The sequence below is a fragment of the Janthinobacterium sp. FW305-129 genome, from assembly GCF_020858115.1.
GTDB lineage: Bacteria > Pseudomonadota > Gammaproteobacteria > Burkholderiales > Burkholderiaceae_D > Janthinobacterium.
Window position 1 is genome coordinate 36,323 of the sequence record NZ_JACYMM010000020.1, and the last position, 16,164, is coordinate 52,486.

Annotated in this window: 14 protein-coding genes; 7 read left to right on the plus strand and 7 right to left on the minus strand. The window is 62.2% G+C overall.

Annotation, left to right across the window (positions count from 1 at the left end):
• Nucleotide 1 precedes the first annotated feature (1 nt).
• From IGS61_RS26895 to IGS61_RS26915, 5 genes are all read left to right on the plus strand, one after another.
• Nucleotides 2–268, plus strand: a complete 267-nt coding sequence (locus tag IGS61_RS26895; protein WP_230542376.1) for a PAAR domain-containing protein — start codon at nucleotides 2–4, stop codon at nucleotides 266–268.
• A 7-nt stretch (nucleotides 269–275) separates the two neighbouring features.
• Entirely contained in the window at nucleotides 276–1,616 is a 1,341-nt protein-coding gene (locus IGS61_RS26900) for a hypothetical protein (RefSeq protein WP_230542377.1), read from the plus strand.
• 227 nt (nucleotides 1,617–1,843) lie between these two features.
• On the plus strand, nucleotides 1,844–2,464 hold the full coding sequence (locus tag IGS61_RS26905; RefSeq protein WP_230542378.1) for a hypothetical protein: 621 nt from the start codon (nucleotides 1,844–1,846) through the stop codon (nucleotides 2,462–2,464).
• A gap of 192 nt (nucleotides 2,465–2,656) precedes the next feature.
• Nucleotides 2,657–3,271: a hypothetical protein gene (locus IGS61_RS26910; protein ID WP_230542379.1), complete on the plus strand. Its 615-nt coding sequence runs from the start codon at nucleotides 2,657–2,659 to the stop codon at nucleotides 3,269–3,271.
• A 157-nt stretch (nucleotides 3,272–3,428) separates the two neighbouring features.
• A complete protein-coding gene (locus tag IGS61_RS26915; protein WP_230542380.1) occupies nucleotides 3,429–3,926 on the plus strand; it encodes a DUF3304 domain-containing protein in 498 nt (165 codons plus the stop codon).
• 264 nt (nucleotides 3,927–4,190) lie between these two features.
• Here IGS61_RS26915 and tssA read toward each other — a convergent pair whose 3' ends face one another.
• The 7 genes from tssA to IGS61_RS26950 are packed head-to-tail and all read right to left on the minus strand — an operon-like array spanning nucleotide 4,191 to nucleotide 13,596.
• A complete protein-coding gene (gene tssA, locus IGS61_RS26920; protein ID WP_230542381.1) occupies nucleotides 4,191–5,237 on the minus strand; it encodes a type VI secretion system protein TssA in 1,047 nt (348 codons plus the stop codon).
• A 19-nt stretch (nucleotides 5,238–5,256) separates the two neighbouring features.
• Entirely contained in the window at nucleotides 5,257–6,051 is a 795-nt protein-coding gene (locus IGS61_RS26925) for an OmpA family protein (RefSeq protein WP_230542382.1), read from the minus strand.
• A 2-nt stretch (nucleotides 6,052–6,053) separates the two neighbouring features.
• Nucleotides 6,054–7,034: a type VI secretion system-associated protein TagF gene (tagF, locus tag IGS61_RS26930; protein WP_230542383.1), complete on the minus strand. Its 981-nt coding sequence runs from the start codon at nucleotides 7,032–7,034 to the stop codon at nucleotides 6,054–6,056.
• Nucleotides 7,031–10,936 (minus strand): type VI secretion system membrane subunit TssM, encoded by a 3,906-nt coding sequence (gene tssM, locus IGS61_RS26935; RefSeq protein WP_230542384.1) that lies wholly within the window; start codon nucleotides 10,934–10,936, stop codon nucleotides 7,031–7,033. Before tssM ends, tagF begins: the two co-directional genes overlap by 4 nt.
• 46 nt (nucleotides 10,937–10,982) lie before the next feature.
• On the minus strand, nucleotides 10,983–12,434 hold the full coding sequence (locus IGS61_RS26940) for a hypothetical protein (protein WP_230542385.1): 1,452 nt from the start codon (nucleotides 12,432–12,434) through the stop codon (nucleotides 10,983–10,985).
• 31 nt (nucleotides 12,435–12,465) lie between these two features.
• Entirely contained in the window at nucleotides 12,466–12,735 is a 270-nt protein-coding gene (locus IGS61_RS26945) for a PAAR domain-containing protein (protein WP_230542386.1), read from the minus strand.
• Nucleotides 12,736–12,750: 15 nt separating this feature from the next.
• Nucleotides 12,751–13,596, minus strand: coding sequence for a M15 family metallopeptidase (locus IGS61_RS26950; protein ID WP_230542387.1), 846 nt, complete (start codon nucleotides 13,594–13,596; stop codon nucleotides 12,751–12,753).
• A 217-nt stretch (nucleotides 13,597–13,813) separates the two neighbouring features.
• Here IGS61_RS26950 and IGS61_RS26955 point away from each other — a divergent pair, with 217 nt between their 5' ends.
• Nucleotides 13,814–14,572 (plus strand): hypothetical protein, encoded by a 759-nt coding sequence (locus tag IGS61_RS26955; RefSeq protein ID WP_230542388.1) that lies wholly within the window; start codon nucleotides 13,814–13,816, stop codon nucleotides 14,570–14,572.
• A partial coding sequence (locus IGS61_RS26960) for a type VI secretion system Vgr family protein (protein ID WP_230542389.1) occupies nucleotides 14,569–16,164 on the plus strand: 1,596 nt, incomplete at its 3' end. The genes IGS61_RS26955 and IGS61_RS26960, both read left to right, overlap by 4 nt.

Sequence of the window (16,164 nt, forward strand, 5' to 3'; positions counted from 1 at the left end):
CATGGCACTCGCAATCATCCGGCTCGGCGACAAGACCACCCACGGCGGCGTCGTGGCAAGCGCTTCTCCTGTGCACACCCTCCACGGCATCGGCATCGCCAGGCTGGGCGACATGGTCGCGTGCCCGTTGGCGGGCCATGGCAGCAATCCCATCATCGAAGGCAGCGCCGTCTTCAGTATCGGCGGGCGCAAGGTGGCGCTGCATGGGCATAAAAGCGCTTGCGGCTGCGCGCTGATCGCCAGCCTGCCCGTGGCCACGATAGGGTAGGCGCATCATGAGCGATATTCCATTGCAGCAGTTGCCACCTGTACCGCGCTCGGTCCGCCGGCTGGCGCTCAGGATCGTTTTGTGGATACTTGTGCTGGCAATTGTCGGCCTTGCCTGGATTGTCTTGCTGGCAAGCGTGGCGCCATCGCGCCTGGATCTGTCAGGCGGGGGCGCGATACTGATGCTCTGCGCGCCGCCCTTGCTGCTGGCCTTGCTGGGCTGGACCAGCCTGCAATTTCTTTCTGCTCCAAAATCCGTGCCGTCTTTGCCTGAAAGCGCGCCTGCCTGCGTGCCGGCGCCAGAGGTCGCGCTGGCGCCTCCCATACCCCTCGTGGGCCTGCGGATCGGTGCCTGGAGCGCGCTGACGCCGCATGGCGCCGTGACCGAAACGGCCGAAGGCAGCAAGGCGCGCAAGCAGGTCTTCAAGCCCGACAAGGCCATCCTGCACCCGTCCGGCTATCCGGCCCATGCGGGCATCGTCGATCCCCTCGATCTCGCTGCGACGGGACATGCCGCCGGCACGCGCCTGCGTGCGCCGCGCGTCATGGCCATGCTCGCCGCCATCCTTGACGATCTGCATGCGCAGAAAGGCAGCCTGGTTCGCCGCGAAGATGGCCCGGTGAGCGTGTACTGGCTGGCGCCCGATGCGATATCCGGCGACGAGGCGCAGGGCGCCGTCTTTGCACGGGCCTGGCAGCAGTCGGCCTGGCGTGACATTGCCTATGTCTTGCAGGCGATGCGGGCCGGCGAGGCCCATCTTTTCAGCGTGCTGTCGAGCCTGCAGAGCGGCATCGGCCAGCCTGGCGTTGCCTGCACCATTATCGTCGGTGCCGACAGCTTGCTGGATCCCGAAGAACTCGCGCCTGCGCTGGCGCTGGGGCAGGTGTTTTCCAGCAGCGCGCCGCAGGGCTACATTCCTGCCGAAGGCGCGGGCGGCATCGTGCTGTGGAACCCTGAGAGGGCGCCGGAGCCGGTGTGGGCAAATGCCGCAATGCTAGGGCCGGTCAGCATCATGCAGGGCGCCGCGACGCACGCTGCCTTGCGCAGCGTGATGTCCGCCGCAATCACGGCGTCGGGCATGGACGCCGCCGACATCGCCCATGTCGTCAGCGACGCCGATCATCGCCAGCAGGCAAGCATGGCGGTGGTGGCCGCCATGCAGCAGGTGCTGGCCGGTCTCGACCCGTTGGAACAGCGGCTGAGCCCCATGGAATCGGCAGGCAGTTTCGGCATCGCAGCGGATCTGGTCCATCTTGCGCTGGCGGTAGAGCTGGCCAGTGAAAAACCGGCGTTGGCGCTCGGTACTGCCGGCGGACAGTGTGCTGGTGTCGTGGTAATGCCAGCCTGAGCGGCAAGCGTGCAGCTGCACGCATCACCACGCTGGCTGCGCGGATTGACGCAAGCAGCGCGAAAATCTCAATGACAGGCAAGAAAATCAAGCGCGCGAAGGCTGTGGTGGATGCCCTCATAAGAATGTATTTTCGAAGAGGGTATCAAGCGAAGTGAGATTGATCAGTTCAACGGAATAATTTTGGGCGGCAGTGTGAAAGAAAAGTCCAGGAAAAAATAACTTAGATGAAAAAATATGAGGAGCAATATTATTTTATGATGAGATCAGTAGATGATGAAAGAATTCCTTCTTTATCTCCGGATCGGAATACGTCGGAAAGGAAGTATGATATAAGGCAGTTTTCATTAGGTGAGTCGCCGTTTATTTTTGTTAATGGCGCGTTGGATTATAATAAAAAAAGAGGCGTGCCATCTCTGAAAAAAATCCCGGATGTTTTATTTAATGGGCTTGATTTGTTAATTCCGAGTGCTATGCGGGAAGCGCTTCTTGAATTAAATATTTCGGGTCTTTATATGCATCCATCAGTTTACATACATGATGATGGGAAATGGTATGAAAATTACTGGTATATGAGTTTTGTTGAGGGTTTTGATTGCTGGAGTAGGTTGAGGTCGGATTATGACAAGGATGGCGAGGCAATAAATTTAGGTGGGTTTGAACTGCATCAAATCTACCACTATGCTTTTAATGATGACTTATTGAAGTCTATTCCTGAATCTCAGCGGCTGCTCTTCAAGATGGGGGGGAGTCTTGATCCATTTATTGTTTGTCATGAGTCAATTTTAAATATATTTAAATCAGGGAATGGAAATGGTATAAAATTTATCCAGGTCGGTGATTGTTGATTTCGATTCGGGATAAGTGGAGTTACAATGATGAAAATATTTTCTATCTACGAGGGTTAATTTCGAAAATCAAAATTTCGAATTATTGCTTGGTCGATAGAGATTGCCATGGTAAATTTTATTATTTTCAGGAAAATGAAAATAGCTTATTTATTTGGCGCCAAGTAAAAGTTAAAAAGCAGGAAGGAAATTTTGGGAAAATTTGATAAGGAGTACTATTTCATTGTCTCTTCGGGTAATGATGCTAATCCAATGTTGACGCCTGATGAAAATACTGAAGGTAGGGCATTCAGATATGAGGCTCAGTTGATTGGTTCTCCGCCATTGGTTTTCTTTAATGGATCGTTTGAATATCAAAGAAAAAATAAAATTCCATCCATGAAAATATCATCATGTATTCTTTTATCTGGTTCGAATCTTGTAATCCCAGGCTCTATCAGGGATGTTTTATTGGAGTTGGAAATTCCAAATTTGCATATGCACCCCGTTGCTTATAAGCATGATGATAAAAAATGGTACGAGGATTACTGGTTTATGGCATTTTCTGAGAGGTTTGATTGCTGGGACAGGAAATTCTCACATTATGACCAGGAGGCACCTCCAATAGAGTTGGGAGGATTTGTTTTGGAGCAGGTATATAGCTATAGTTTGAATGATGAACTGCTGGAAAAAACCCCATTGAGGAACCGTTTGCTGTTTCAAATGGGAGGGGATTTGTCTGCCTTTTTTGTCTGCCATAAAAGTTTGCTTAAATTATTTAACGGATCACAGGAAAGCATTCATCTTATATCAATAGGGGACTTTTAATATTTTGCATCATGGCCAATTATTTTTGGAGGTGGGATATATCAATTTTCTGGGAAGAGAACGGATTGCGGCCAAGTGAGCCGCTTGAAATAATAGGAGAGTAATTTTCTCATATGAATGTTCTTTGTGATAATGCATTTTCAGTTTCTGGAAGGCTATGGTGAATTTGCTGGGAAAACGATTTGGTTGCGTATTTTTATGTGGATTTCTTGTGTTTTTAAATACAGATTGTAGCAAGGAGGCAATGAAGATTGACGTAAATATGACTGCGTATAACCATACCGAGTATGGTGTTGGCAGCTATGTCGTGACACTCGAAGACGGATCTTCAGCCGAGGCTGGCTACCTGAGCCCAGGTGAAGGTGGTGGAGGAAAAACCTGCTGTCTTTCTATCCCTGCGACATGGACGCCAGGCATGAAAGCGGCGATTGTCATGCATACTGTAAAAAATGGTAAGCCGGTTCGGGTGGAGAAGACTGTCGCTATCCCTCATTACAATTCTTCCGATGCCGACAGGTTTGTCGTCCATTTTCTTCATGATGGAAGTTATAAGATACTTGTAACAAAATATTTGCTGGGACATCGAAAATACCCCCTTGCTGGCAAGGAGGCGGAACTGGAGCCGGGCGTTCCACTGGAAATAATATGGGAATAGAAGTTGTGAAAATAATTCAGGAGTTCTTGTAAAAACAGGCACAGCAATGTTACCGGGCTATGGGATGTGTATCTTGAAGAACCTGGCAATGGATCATTCCGTACAAAAGCCAATTTGAAATATGCCAATGCAGAGGCCGAATGGATGGCGCAGCTGGAAAAGCGTTGGCGCGAGGAAGACCGGGAAAAATCGAAATAGGACTGCGCCAGGCAAAAAACTGAACACCCTGGCGGCAGATACGCCGCCAGGGTGCGAGTAGCGGTTTCAGCCATTCTCGGGCGGCTGTACGCCCAGCAGTTCTTCGATATGCGCCAGCGAACTGGCGTCCTTGACCACCGAGCGCAACCAGCTGTGCAAGTCCTGGTCGGCGGCATTGGCGGCCTTGTCGGCAAAATACGAGACGGGGCTGTGCGGTTCGCTACGGCGGAAGAACTGCGCCACGGCGCGCAATTGCTCGATCGCCTGCGCGCGCGTGGCGATGGCGCCCGGTGGGCCGGCCGGGATCGCCGGCATGGCAGGCGCCATCGTGCTTGCGGCAGCGGCTGCTCCGCTCGCCGCGACAGGGACGGCGGCAGGCGTCACGCCGGCACTGGCTGGCATCACGCGCAGCATCGCTTCGACGGCTTCGCGCGCCGTGGAAAAGGCCGGGCTGTCGTTGCCCAGCCGGGCGTCGACGACTCTTTCGAGCTTGCGCAGCGCTTCCAGGCAATCTTGCGCGTCGACGGCGAAGCTGGCGCAGAAGGCGGCCGAGTTGTTGCGCCGCGCCGCTTCCATGTCGGACAACTTGACGCCCTCATGCGGCCTGACCGAATCGCCCACGCCGGCCTGGCGCCGCGCGGTCTCGAAATCGATGGTGGAAAAGGCGCCTCCCGGGCCGCCCGTGAGGGGCACCTCGCGCAGCAGCGTTGGGATGCGCGAGAGTATCCAGCTCAGGTTGCCGATGCGCTGCTCCTGGTCGCCGTCTTCCGCTTCCGGAAACAGGCCCCGGTCCCAGAACTTTTCGCACAGCCCCGCCAGCACGAGCAAGCCTTCGGCCATGCCGCGCAGGTGATAGCGCTTGGCGCCCGCTTCAGTCAGCCAGACCGCCAGGCGCAGATCCTTGCTGCTGCCGGCAAGCAGGCCGGCGCAGCTGCGCACGACGAAGTCCCAGTCGGCTTCCTTCAGGTCGGCGACCCATTCGCCCTGGTCGAGCGAGGGGTCGTCGAACTTGCGCGCCAACGTGATGGCGTCGAGCTCGGGCGAGAACGCCAGATCCACGCCCGCCGGTTGTTCATTGCTGATCGGAAGTAATAGCTGTTCGGCTGAAAACATGTGGTCCTCTGATAGATGGTTATTGCGCCATGCGAAATTCAATGCGCCGGTTGCGGGCGCGCCCGTCCGCCGTGTCATTGCTGGCGATCGGCCGGTCGGAGCCCTGGCCCGACGCCGTCAGCAGTTCGCTGTGGATGCCCTTCGACGCCAGGTAGAATTTGACGGCCTCGGCCCGCGCCTGGCTCAGGCTCTGGTTACTGGCGCGCAAGCCCTGGTTGTCGGTATGGCCGATGATTTCCACTTTGCGGCCGGCCAGCTTTTGCATGGCCGCCGCCATTTCATCGAGGATGGCGCGGCCCGATGCCGTCAGCATGGTCTTGCCGCTTTCAAATTCGATGGTGCGGTTGGCCAGGGTGGTGTCGAGCACGCCTTGCTCGCTGGCCGACACGCGCAGGCCGTTGTTGACGGTGTAGGTGGGGTTGAGGCTGGTGGCGATATCGCTGGCGATCTTTTGCCGCTGCGCCTCGTTGGCCACCTCGCCGCGCACGCTGACGACGCTGCCGTCGATCTTCAGCTGGCCGCGGCTGATCTGCTTGAGATTGGGTGACAGCAACTTTTGCACATAGGCGTTCCAGTTGGCGGGCAACACCACCTGGCCCACCGCGATCTGGTCGACCACCTTGTCGGCGCCGTACAGTTCGCGCAGGCGCACCAGTACGGCGGCCTTGCTTGCTTCGTCGGGCACGGTGCCGCTGGCCAGCACCTGGCCTGGCTGCGGCGTGGCGGCCGTGGGTATCGATAGGGGCGCTTGCGCTGAAGCGGACATGGCGGCCAGCGCCATGCCGAGGAAGAGAACGATCCGGGATATGCGCATGGTCAGGTTCCGATAAAGGCGGCGCGCAAGGAGTCGTGCGCCGATTTGAGCGAGAGGTTGGCTTGCGCCAGATAGGTCGACACTTTCTTGATCGCATAGTCGCTGCCGACCTGTTCTTCGACCCAGTCCAGGTCGTCGAACGCGATATGGTGATCGAGTGCCGCTTGCGGGTTCATCAGCACATGCAGGGTCTGCGCCGAGGCGCCGGAAAAGCCCAGCACCAGCGTCTGGCGGCCGCGCAGCCGGGTGATGAACAGCGCCAGCTCGAAGTCGGCGCGCGCCAGGAACGGCGTGATCAGGTGCATCCAGAACGCCGCCACCATGTTGCGGTACAGCGGATCGGCCGGCAGCGGCAGTTCCAGGCTTTTCTCGAGCCGGCTGGAACTGCTGGCCATCACCGGCTGCAGCAGCAGGCCCAGCGCCAGCAGCACTTGCCGCACCGTGCCCGTGAAGCCGGTCGGCGCCAACAGCGCGTCGAGTTCGCCCACGGTCTGCATGTCGAGAAAATCGTTGAAGGCGGCTTCATAGGCGGCGGCGCGCAGGTCGACGTCGATGCTGGCATGCGTGGCCGCCTGCAGCGCGTTGCCCGCATCGGGGCCGCGCATGTCGTTGCTGAGCGCCTCGAAACGGTTCCACAGGCGCGACAGCACCAGCGGACTGCTGGCGACAAACGCGGCCGGATGGTCCACTTCCATGGTGCTCATCATCAGGAAGGGAAAACGGCGCGACGAGGCATCGCTGCTGGCTGCGATATGGCCGGCGATGGCGCGCCCCCGGCGCGGGCCGATAAAGGCGAAATGCATGGGCGGCAGCGCATCGTAGGTCAGCTTCCAGCGCGCGTCGGCGCTGAGCAGGTCCATCGCCTGCGCCAGCCAGTCGTCGAGGATCTTCAGCAGGGCCGGGTTGTCACTGGCCTTGACGAAGTCGCCGCGGCTGGGCAGCTTGCCGAAATAGCCGATCGGGGTGGCGGTGGTGCGGCTCATGGCACGGCGGCGGCATTGGCCGCGATGGCGCTGGCAGGGGCTGCCGGCGCGGGGGTGTTGACGGCCGGTACGCTCTGGGCCACGCTTTCCGGCAGCTTCAGGCCGCGGAAGCCCGCAGCGCCCGAGGCGGTGCTCGGCGCGGCGGCTGGCGCCGGCGTGGCGACGATCTTCAGGTTGGCCGCCACGGTCACGCCGCTGTTTTCCCAGCTCAGTTCGAATACGCCGCCATCCTTGCGCTTGCGCTTGGCTGAATCGATCATTTTCTTCAGGCCGAAATGGCCAGGTTCGTTGAGCAACACGACCGTGCGGCCTTCCGGCGTGATGGCGCTGATGCGCGCGCCGGGCGTGCCTTGCGGATTCGGCCAGACCATATGGATCCACGGCTGCGGCTGGCCGCGCCAGCGCAGGGCCTGGCCATCGATCTCGATCGTGTACTCGGTGGCGCCGCTGGCGGCCAGCGCCTGCAGGTCGAAACGCGTTTGCGCTTCGCCGGCGCCGGCCGCCGTGGCCACGCCGTTGGCGCTGAGCGGAGCGATCCAGCCGGGGAAGCTGGCTACCACGGACGGCGCCAGGCCGATGCCCATGTTGGCCCAGGTCTTGGCGCTGAGTGAATCGCCACGGCGCACCACCAGCGGGCCGATGGTGGTATTGAAGAACTTGGCGATGCTGCCTTCCGGTCCGAACACCTGGCCGATGTCGGCATTGCTGGCCTCGCTACCGGAGGCGGGCGAGAACGGATACTTGGGCGCCAGGGTTTTCTGGAACGGTTCAAGCACCTGCGCCAGCCAGACCTTGTTGATTTCCGTTTCGGTCGGCTTGATGATGACGGCAAACGTCTGCATCAGCGGGCGCACCAGCAGCGGCCGGATCGCCTGCTTTTGCCCGTCGGTCATGCCGGTCAGCATCTGTTCATCCACGTATTTGAGCGCATCGGCCAGTTCCGAGCCGGTGCCGTCGAGCGTCTGCTGCATGAATTGCTTGGCGCCGGGACCCGTATCGCCCTGGTTCTTGATCTGGTTGAAGCGGGCGCGCAGCTTCGATAGCGCTTCCATGTAGCCGCGCATCAGCGAAGCGTCCTTGTCCTTGGTCACCACCAGGCGGGCGACGCCGGAAAACTCGCGGCCTACCGGCCCCATCGGCAAGGCGCCGGCGGCCGCTGCCCCCGTGCCGACGTTGACGTTGATGCCCGAGGGTTTCTGGCGCAGGATGGTTTCCTTGAACCACCCTATCACGCCGCGCTGGGCGCGCTGCAAGCCCTGGCCCAGCAGCGACGGGTTGTCCCACGAGGTTTCCTTGTACACGGTTTCGATCAGCTTGTTGATCGGCGAGGTTTGCGGATCGCCGAGCCGGTTCATGGCCGCCGCCGCGTTGTCGAAGCCATTCAACTCGCGGATGCTGACACCCTGGATGAATTTCTGCCATTCCCTGGCGTAGTCCGTCTTGTACAGTTCGACCAGCGCTTTCTGGATCTGCTCCGGGCTGCCTTCGAGGGTCAGGTCGTCCTTCGAGGCCGTTTTCAGCACCCAGTCGGCGCTTTGCAGTTCGCGGTTGGCCGCCTCCTGGAAGGCTTGCTGTATGAATTGTTCCCAGGCGTCGCGCGTGAAGGTGCCGGGAATGGCGTAGCTGCCCAGCACCAGTTCCTTGTCCTGCTCGCCGACGATGCGCGCCACCGTCATCGAGGCGAAGCGCGTGGCCGCGCGCGCCTTGACGTCGGCGTACACGCGCTCGCGCGCCGGCATGCCCCGCACTACGCGGCGCAGGCTATCGCGCGACTGGTCGACCAGCGCCAGCTTGCTGTCGATCCGTGGCCATGACGGGTCGTTGATCTGGGTCAGATAAAACGAAATCATGCGTTCGGCGCTGCGTATCATCTGTTCGCGCGGCATGCTGCCGCGGTTGCTGTCGAGCCAGACTCTCCAGAAGCGGGTCAGCTGGTCGTTCAAGTGGCTCGCTTCGGCGCGCGACTTGTCGCTCAGCATCAAATAGGTTTTCAGCGCGTTATACGCGTCTTCCACATTCGCCGGCGAGGCATCCTTGAACTGCTGCGCACCGAGGTTGACGGCGGCGGCCGTGGCTGGCGGCGCGGCGGCAGGGGCGCTGGCCAAGGCCGGCGTCGGGGTGGCGGCCACCGGCGTGGCCAGGGTGCCGGCCGGCGCGGGCAGGGTGGCTGCCGCGCTGGCCGATACCGCGCCCGACTGCGGCGTGCTGGCCATCGGCTGCAAGTGGCTGGCGCCGGCGTTGACTTCGGCCAGGAAGGCTTCCAGCGATTGCGCCACCGGGCTGAGCATCACTTCACGCACGCCCGAGAAATACTCCTCGCGCAGCTTGCGCTCCAGCAGATCCCCCTGGTACAGCCCCAGGCCCAGCGAGACGGGGCGGCTGTTGCGGTAGGAATCGAGCTGCTCGATCCGGTCCTGCAGGATTTCCAGTGCTTCGAAGCGCGATTGCAGGTCGAGGCGCTTGTCCTGCACCTTGATCGCCTGGTCCAGGTCGGCCTGCACATTGGCCACCAGCTGGCGGTTGGCCATGTAGGACCAGCTCCAGCCGGCCAGCGCCAGGCCCACCAGCGCGGTGGCGGCAAAGAAGGTGGCGTAGCGCAGGCGGGTCTTGGCTGGACTGGCGTACTGGGCCACCAGTTCCTTGTCGGCAAAGATCACCTTGCGGAACAGATTGAGCAGGAAATAGCCATGCTGGTCCTGCACCGCATTGTGTTGCTGCGGCTGCAATTTCAAGTCGAAGCGCTGCGCCACGCGTTCCGACGAGGCCGATACCGACGCGCCTTCCTGCAGCGCGCTGGTGAAATAAAAGCCGCGCATGACGGGCTTGAACTGGAACGGGTTTTCCTCGAACAGGGTGGCGATGAAGGCGCGCAGCGACCCCTTGATCGCGCTGAATTCGAGCGGGAAGGTGAAGACGCCCGGCGGCATGCGTTCGTTCTGCTGCAGCGCCATGCTGGCCAGGCTCAGCTCTTTCAAGCCGTCATACAGCTCGTCGAAACGCTGGTCGAACTGTGCCAGCACGTCCTGTTTGGAACTGGTCTGGCTGTAGGGCAGGGTGGCGCCCCATACCCGGTCGCGTTCGCCGCGTTCCGTGTCCTGGAAAAATTCGTTGAAACCGGTAATCAGGTCGGCCTTGGTGAACACCACGTAGACGGGCGCGTGCACTTCCAGTTTTTCCGTCAGCTCCTGCACCCGCTGGCGCAGGTTCTTGGCCAGGTTGATGGCGAATTCGGGCCGGCTGCCCGTCAGTTCGGCAATGCTGACGGCGATGATGATGCCGTTGATCGGCGCGCGCTTGCGGTGTTTTTTCAGCAGCGACAGAAAGCCGAACCATTCGGCGCGGTCTTCGTCGTTGACGGAATAGCGGCCCGCCGTGTCGAGCAGGATGCCGTCGGTGGTGAAGAACCAGTCGCAATTGCGGGTACCGCCGATGCCTTGCACGATCTTGCTGTCGGCAAACGGAAACTGCAGGCCGGAATTGGCGATCGCCGTGCTCTTGCCGGCCGCCGGATTGCCGATGATCATATACCAGGGCAATTCATACAGGGCCGCGTCGCCCGACAGCTGGCCCAGCTTGGAGGTCTTGATGGTGCTGATCGCCTCGAGCATGCGCTTGCGGATGGCTTCGGTTTCTTCGCGCTGGGCGGGCCCGGCCTTGGGCGCCGCGCCGGCTGTCTGCTGTTCCAGCATGCCGCCGAACCGGGCGGCATCGCGCTGGCGGCGCCTGCGCTGCAGCCACCAGACCACGCTGGCGACCAGCAGGACCAGCGCCAGTGGCGGCACGATCCATACCAGCGGCCATTGAAAGATGACGGCGCAACTGGCCAGCAGCGCGGCCAGCGCCACGAAGCCGATGGCGAACAGGCTGAAACGGGTAGTAATGGAATGCCAGAATCGTTGCATCATAGTATGAGGGGCGAGAGGTTGATAGGCATGGTGGAAGGAGGGGTCATGTCGCGGCCAGGGTTTCAGGGGCAGCGGCAGGAGCGGCATCGGCGGCCGGACCCACCACTACGGCGGCCCGGTGGAAGGCATCGAGGTTGCTCAGGCATAGCACCTGGCTGGCATTCTCGGCCGCCTCGTGCCGCGCCAGCACCAGAGCCGCCAGGGTGGCCACCTGGCCGCTCTGGCCGCAGGCCGCCGACACGCTCAGTACGTCATTGCTGAGGTCGATATCGGGCAGCAGCGTGCCTGCATTGTTCATCAGTTCGATCATGCGGCTGGAGCGCTGGTCGGCATCGGCGTACAGCCGCGTGATCGCGGCCGGGGCGACGGACGCGGCCGACATCGCCTTGCCGCCCAGCTCGGCCAGCAAGCTGGCATCGCCATGGCCGCGGCTGTCCGCCGACTGGCCGCGCACGGCCGTGCTGGCATGGTGCAGCAGTACCGGCGTGTCGGCCTGCAGCGCCGCCGCCTGGGCCGCGTCGGCCAGCAACAGGCCGGCCGCGCCTTCGCCGGGAATCTGCCCGCCCGGCTGGCCGGCATTGAACAGCAGGCCGCGCGTAGTCCAGTCATGCACGGTCATCTCGCCGATATGGGAAGCGCAAGCGAGCACGATGGCCAGGCACGGCACCTCTTGCAAGGCAGCCTGCGTGGCCAGCTGTTCGATCAGCGCCAGCGGCCCGCAGTCGCCGGCCAGGTGCACGCTGAGCTTGTCGGACGGCCAGCCTTGCTGTCCCGCTTGCGCGTGCAGCCAGGCGGCGCCCATGTCGCGCTGCGGCTTGTCCCAGTCCGGCGGCAACAGCAGATGCAGTTGCAGGGTCGGCAGGGCGGCACGCGCGCCCGTTTGCACCGTCTTGTAGCCGTCGAGCGCCGCGTGCATCGCCGCTTCCTGCATCAGTTCATTCAATACGCCAGCGCCCAGCGCCAGTGCGCGCAAGTGTTCGGCATCGAAATGCGCTGCCGCGCCCTGCGCCGTAGCGGCAGGACGGGTCCGCAGCCAGTCGTCCAGCAGTTCCTTCTGGCCCTGTTCATCGAGATCCGCCACGCGGGCGCTCATCACGGGGTAGCCTTGCGCATCGGTCAGCTCCGGATCGAGTTCGGGGCGCTGCTGCTTGTCCTGCAGCGCGGCCGCCAGTTCCGGCGCCGAGCCGCCACCGGGCATGCGCAGCGCGGCGGCGGCCAGGTGCAGCGGCGCGCGCGGCGGCGCTTCGATGCCGCCCGCCAGGGCGTCGCTGCCGGCGGCATCGGCCGGCGCCGCTGCCGGCGCGGCTAGCCTGGCCAGCAGTTTCTTGCCCAGCCACCAGCTGGCGAGCAGCAGCAGCGGCAACGCCAGCATGGTGCCTGTCAGGTCGCCCGTCGACGGCATGCGCATGCTGGTGCGCCAGTACCAGATTGCGCCGCCCCAGCACAGGGCGAACACGGCCAGTATCAGCAGGCTGCGCCGCAGCCACGGGCGCATCAGCGCACTTCCTTGCAGTGGCGGCGGGACGTCATAGTTGATCCGTGGTGGCTTGCTGGCTGGCGATCAGCATCGCGCCACAGCTGGTCTTGTCGCCGTGGCGGGCCACCGGCTTGCCGTCGATGATCCAGCTGGCGTCGCCGCTGACGATGGGGCAGGTGCCATGGCCCGGCAGGGGGCACGAGACCTTGTCGCCCACGCGCGCGATGCCGATGCCGCCGCTGTCCGTCATCGCCGAGGCCTCCAGCACGCTGCCGCCATGCGATGTTTTATCGCCCAATCTGATTACGGGACCAGCCATATGTGTTCCTTCCAGTCATCGTTGTTTTTTCATCACACCCGGCACGCGCAGTTCCGTGTGTCCGAAATCCATCATTTTCCAGCGGCCGCCCCAGGTCATGCCGACCGATTCGGCCACTTCGCCATACAGCTGATAGCCGCGCATGGCCCAGGGATCTTTTTCCGAGATCACCAGCTTGCCGTCGCGCAAAAAGGCGCAATCGGCCGCCAGGCCATACTGATGCCAGCTCTGGAACGCGGCCGCATTGGTGACATTGCTGCCCATGCCGGCCAGCATGTTTTGCCGCTCCGGACTGCGGTAGCCTTCCAGGATGGCCATGTCGTAACCATGTTTTTCTTTCATGATCTTGAACACCAGCAGCAGCCTTTGCGCATATTCGGCATTGAGCAGCGTCCAGTTGCGGCTGGCCGATACCAGCATCGGCCGCACTTGCTGCACTTCCTCGGTGGCAAACACCAGCGGCGGCAGGTCTACCGGCGGCACCAGCTGTTCACCTTGCAGCAGGGCCGATACCTGCGTATTCATTTCGCGCGTCGAGACCTCGTAGCCGCCCAGCATGTTCTTGCTGCCTGCCAGCAAGGCGATCGCCGGCGGCAGGCAGACCACCGCCGCACCGCCCAGGAACAGCAGGTAATGGCGGCGCACGAATGCCGCGCCGCCGAGCAGCGTCCTGGCGCCGCCACGGCGCAAGGTGTCCAGGCCCGCGTTCCTGCGCCGGGCCAGCCGATCGAGCCGCGCCGCCAGGCCTTGTTCGGCCGTCGCCAGCGTCCGCAGTACCAGTTCGCGACCGGATGGAAACAGCGCCAGCCAGCTGATCAGGCATGCGAGTAAAAAATAGAGTGCCACCGCCAGTAAAAACACGCCCACTCCGTTCGAAAAAAGGCGCCATGCATGGGCAGCTGAATGCCGCGGTGCCAGCGTTTTCGCTAATATTGCCTCTGAGTATATCTTACTAACTTGCTAATTACGGGAGCTTTGTTTCAATTGTGCGCCGGGTGCGCACTGTTGATTTCCTAACATGCGTCACGCTTTTTTTTATTGTCGTAAGGTGTTGTAAATATTGACAGGAGTTAAGATTTTGCAAAGCAATGACGACAGCCGACGGCCATCGACACGGCCCAGCTTACTGACGCCCGCGCAACAGGCCGAGGCCGACCGCAGCCGTATCCTGAACCACCTTGAAGGCGGCCGTCGGCCCGCGCCCGTGCCACATGAAGGCAGGCGCATCGGCCGGTGGGCCGTCTGGGTGGGCATGCTGGCTGGCGCCATGCTGTTGCTGGCCACCGGTGCCTGGCTGGGGCAAGGCGAAACGGCGGCGCAGGCCGAACCGGCATTGTCCAGCACGGCGCCAGCGCCGGAAACACCAGCCGCCGCCCCTGTCACCGCCGCGGCCAGCATACGCGAGGAGGAGCAGCAGGCACTGCCGCAGCAGAGCTTGAGCGAAATGCTGGACGCCGACCTGCCGGCTCCGGTTTCGGCTCCCGTACCCAGCGCCAGGGATGTGCTGAGCAAGGCTCTTGAGAGGCCGCAGAAGAGCGCGCCCAAGGCGGCGCCGCCAAAAAAACCAACGGCCAAGCCGCTCAAGCCTGCGGCACCGGCCAAGCCCGCCACCACGCCGGAACAGGAAAACGACGTGGCCCTGCTGGCCGCGCTGGTCTCGCACGCCCAGGCGGCCAAGCCGCCCAAAAAAACGCCGTCCAGCCTGCAAGCCCAGTTGCAGCAATGCAGCAAATTGAAACCGGCGGCGGCCGATAGCTGCCGTCAGAGAACGTGCGCCGGCCGCGTCGACAAGCCCCTGTGCAAGGCGGCCAAGGCAGCGGCGAAAGGCGCGCGATGAGCACAGCGCTGCTGGACCAGGTGGGCGCCGCGTTGGGAGCGTTCTCCAGCATCACGCGCTTGTACGAGCTCAAGTTTGAAGACGATAGCGGGCAGAAGACTGCGCCCCTGCTGGTGGAAGCGTTCGCCTGCGACGAGCAATTGCAGACCCCCGGGGCGCGCGATGTCATCGTGCTGTCGACCAGCGCCCAGCTGGCGCTGGCGCCCATGCTGGGCAAGCTGGCCACGCTGCAGGTGAGCCTGTTTGATGGCAGCCGCGCCAGTTTCAGCGGCCATATCAGCGAGGCGGCCATGCTGGGCAGCCTGGGCGGCCTGGCGCGCTACCGGCTGCGCCTGACACCGTGGTTGTGGCGGCTGGGCCAGGTGCGTAACAGCCGCGTCTGGCAAGACAAGTCCGTGATCGAGATCGTCGATTCCGTGTTCCAGGCCTATGCGCCGGCGGCGTTATGGCGCTGGAGCGACGACACGCGCCCGTTCATGGACGGCGCCGCGGCGCGCAGCTATTGCTGCCAGTACCGCGAATCGGACCTCGATTTCGTCGGCCGCCTGCTGACGGAAGAAGGGCTGGCATGGCGCTTTGAGGAACAGGACGGCGGCCATTGCCTGGTGCTGTTTGCCGACAGCAGCGCCGACAGCGCCGTGCCGGAAGATAGGTCCAGCGCGGTCGGCGGCGGCATCCGCTTTCATGGCGCGAGGGTTGGCGAGCGGGGCGACACGCTGCAGGCATTCAGCACGGCGCGTTCGCTGAGCACGGCGCTGGCGACGGTGCTCAGTTATGACTACAAGGCAAAGCAGGCGGTCGCGGCCAGCGTGCCGACCCGGACGGCGGTGGGCGGCCGGCAGGCGCCACTGCTGGAAAGCTACGATACACCGGGCCAGTATTACTATGCCGACGCTGCCCAGGCCAGCCGCTACGCGCTGTTGCGCATGCAGGCGATCGAAGCGCGCGTCGAACGCTGCGTTGCGCGTTCGACGGTGCGCACCTTGCGCGCCGGTACGCGTTTTACCTTGACGCAAGGACCCTTACAGGCGGCGGGCGGCGATACGCCGTCCTACACCGTGTTGCGCGTCTGCAGCGTGGGTGTCAACAACCTGCCGGCGCCGGCCCGGCAAGGATTGGCCGAACTGTTCGGCCCGATCCCGGAACTGCTGCAGGAAAGCCTGGGCACGCTGAACCTGGGGCCGCACTACATTGAACATTTCGAGCAGGTTATCGCCCAGGCGATGGCCAGCGGCTACGCCAACTGCATCGAGATGCTTGCCGCGGCCACGCCGTGGCGCCCGCTACTGGGGGAAAACGGACTGCGCCAACATCCGAAACCTACCGCCCTGGGCAGCCAGAGCGCCATCGTCGTCGGCGCCGATGGCAATGACGTGGCCAGCGGCGCCGATGAGATTTACTGCGACAAGCTGGGCCGGGTGCGCATCCGCTTTCACTGGCAGCAAGAGACTGGCGCAACGTGTTGGGTGCGGGTAGCGCAGCGCGCCGCCGGCGGCGGCATGGGCAGCCAGTTCCTGCCGCGCATCGGCCAGGAAGTGCTGGTGCAATTCCTGGAAAACGATATCGACCGGCCCGTCATCGTCGGCGCCCTG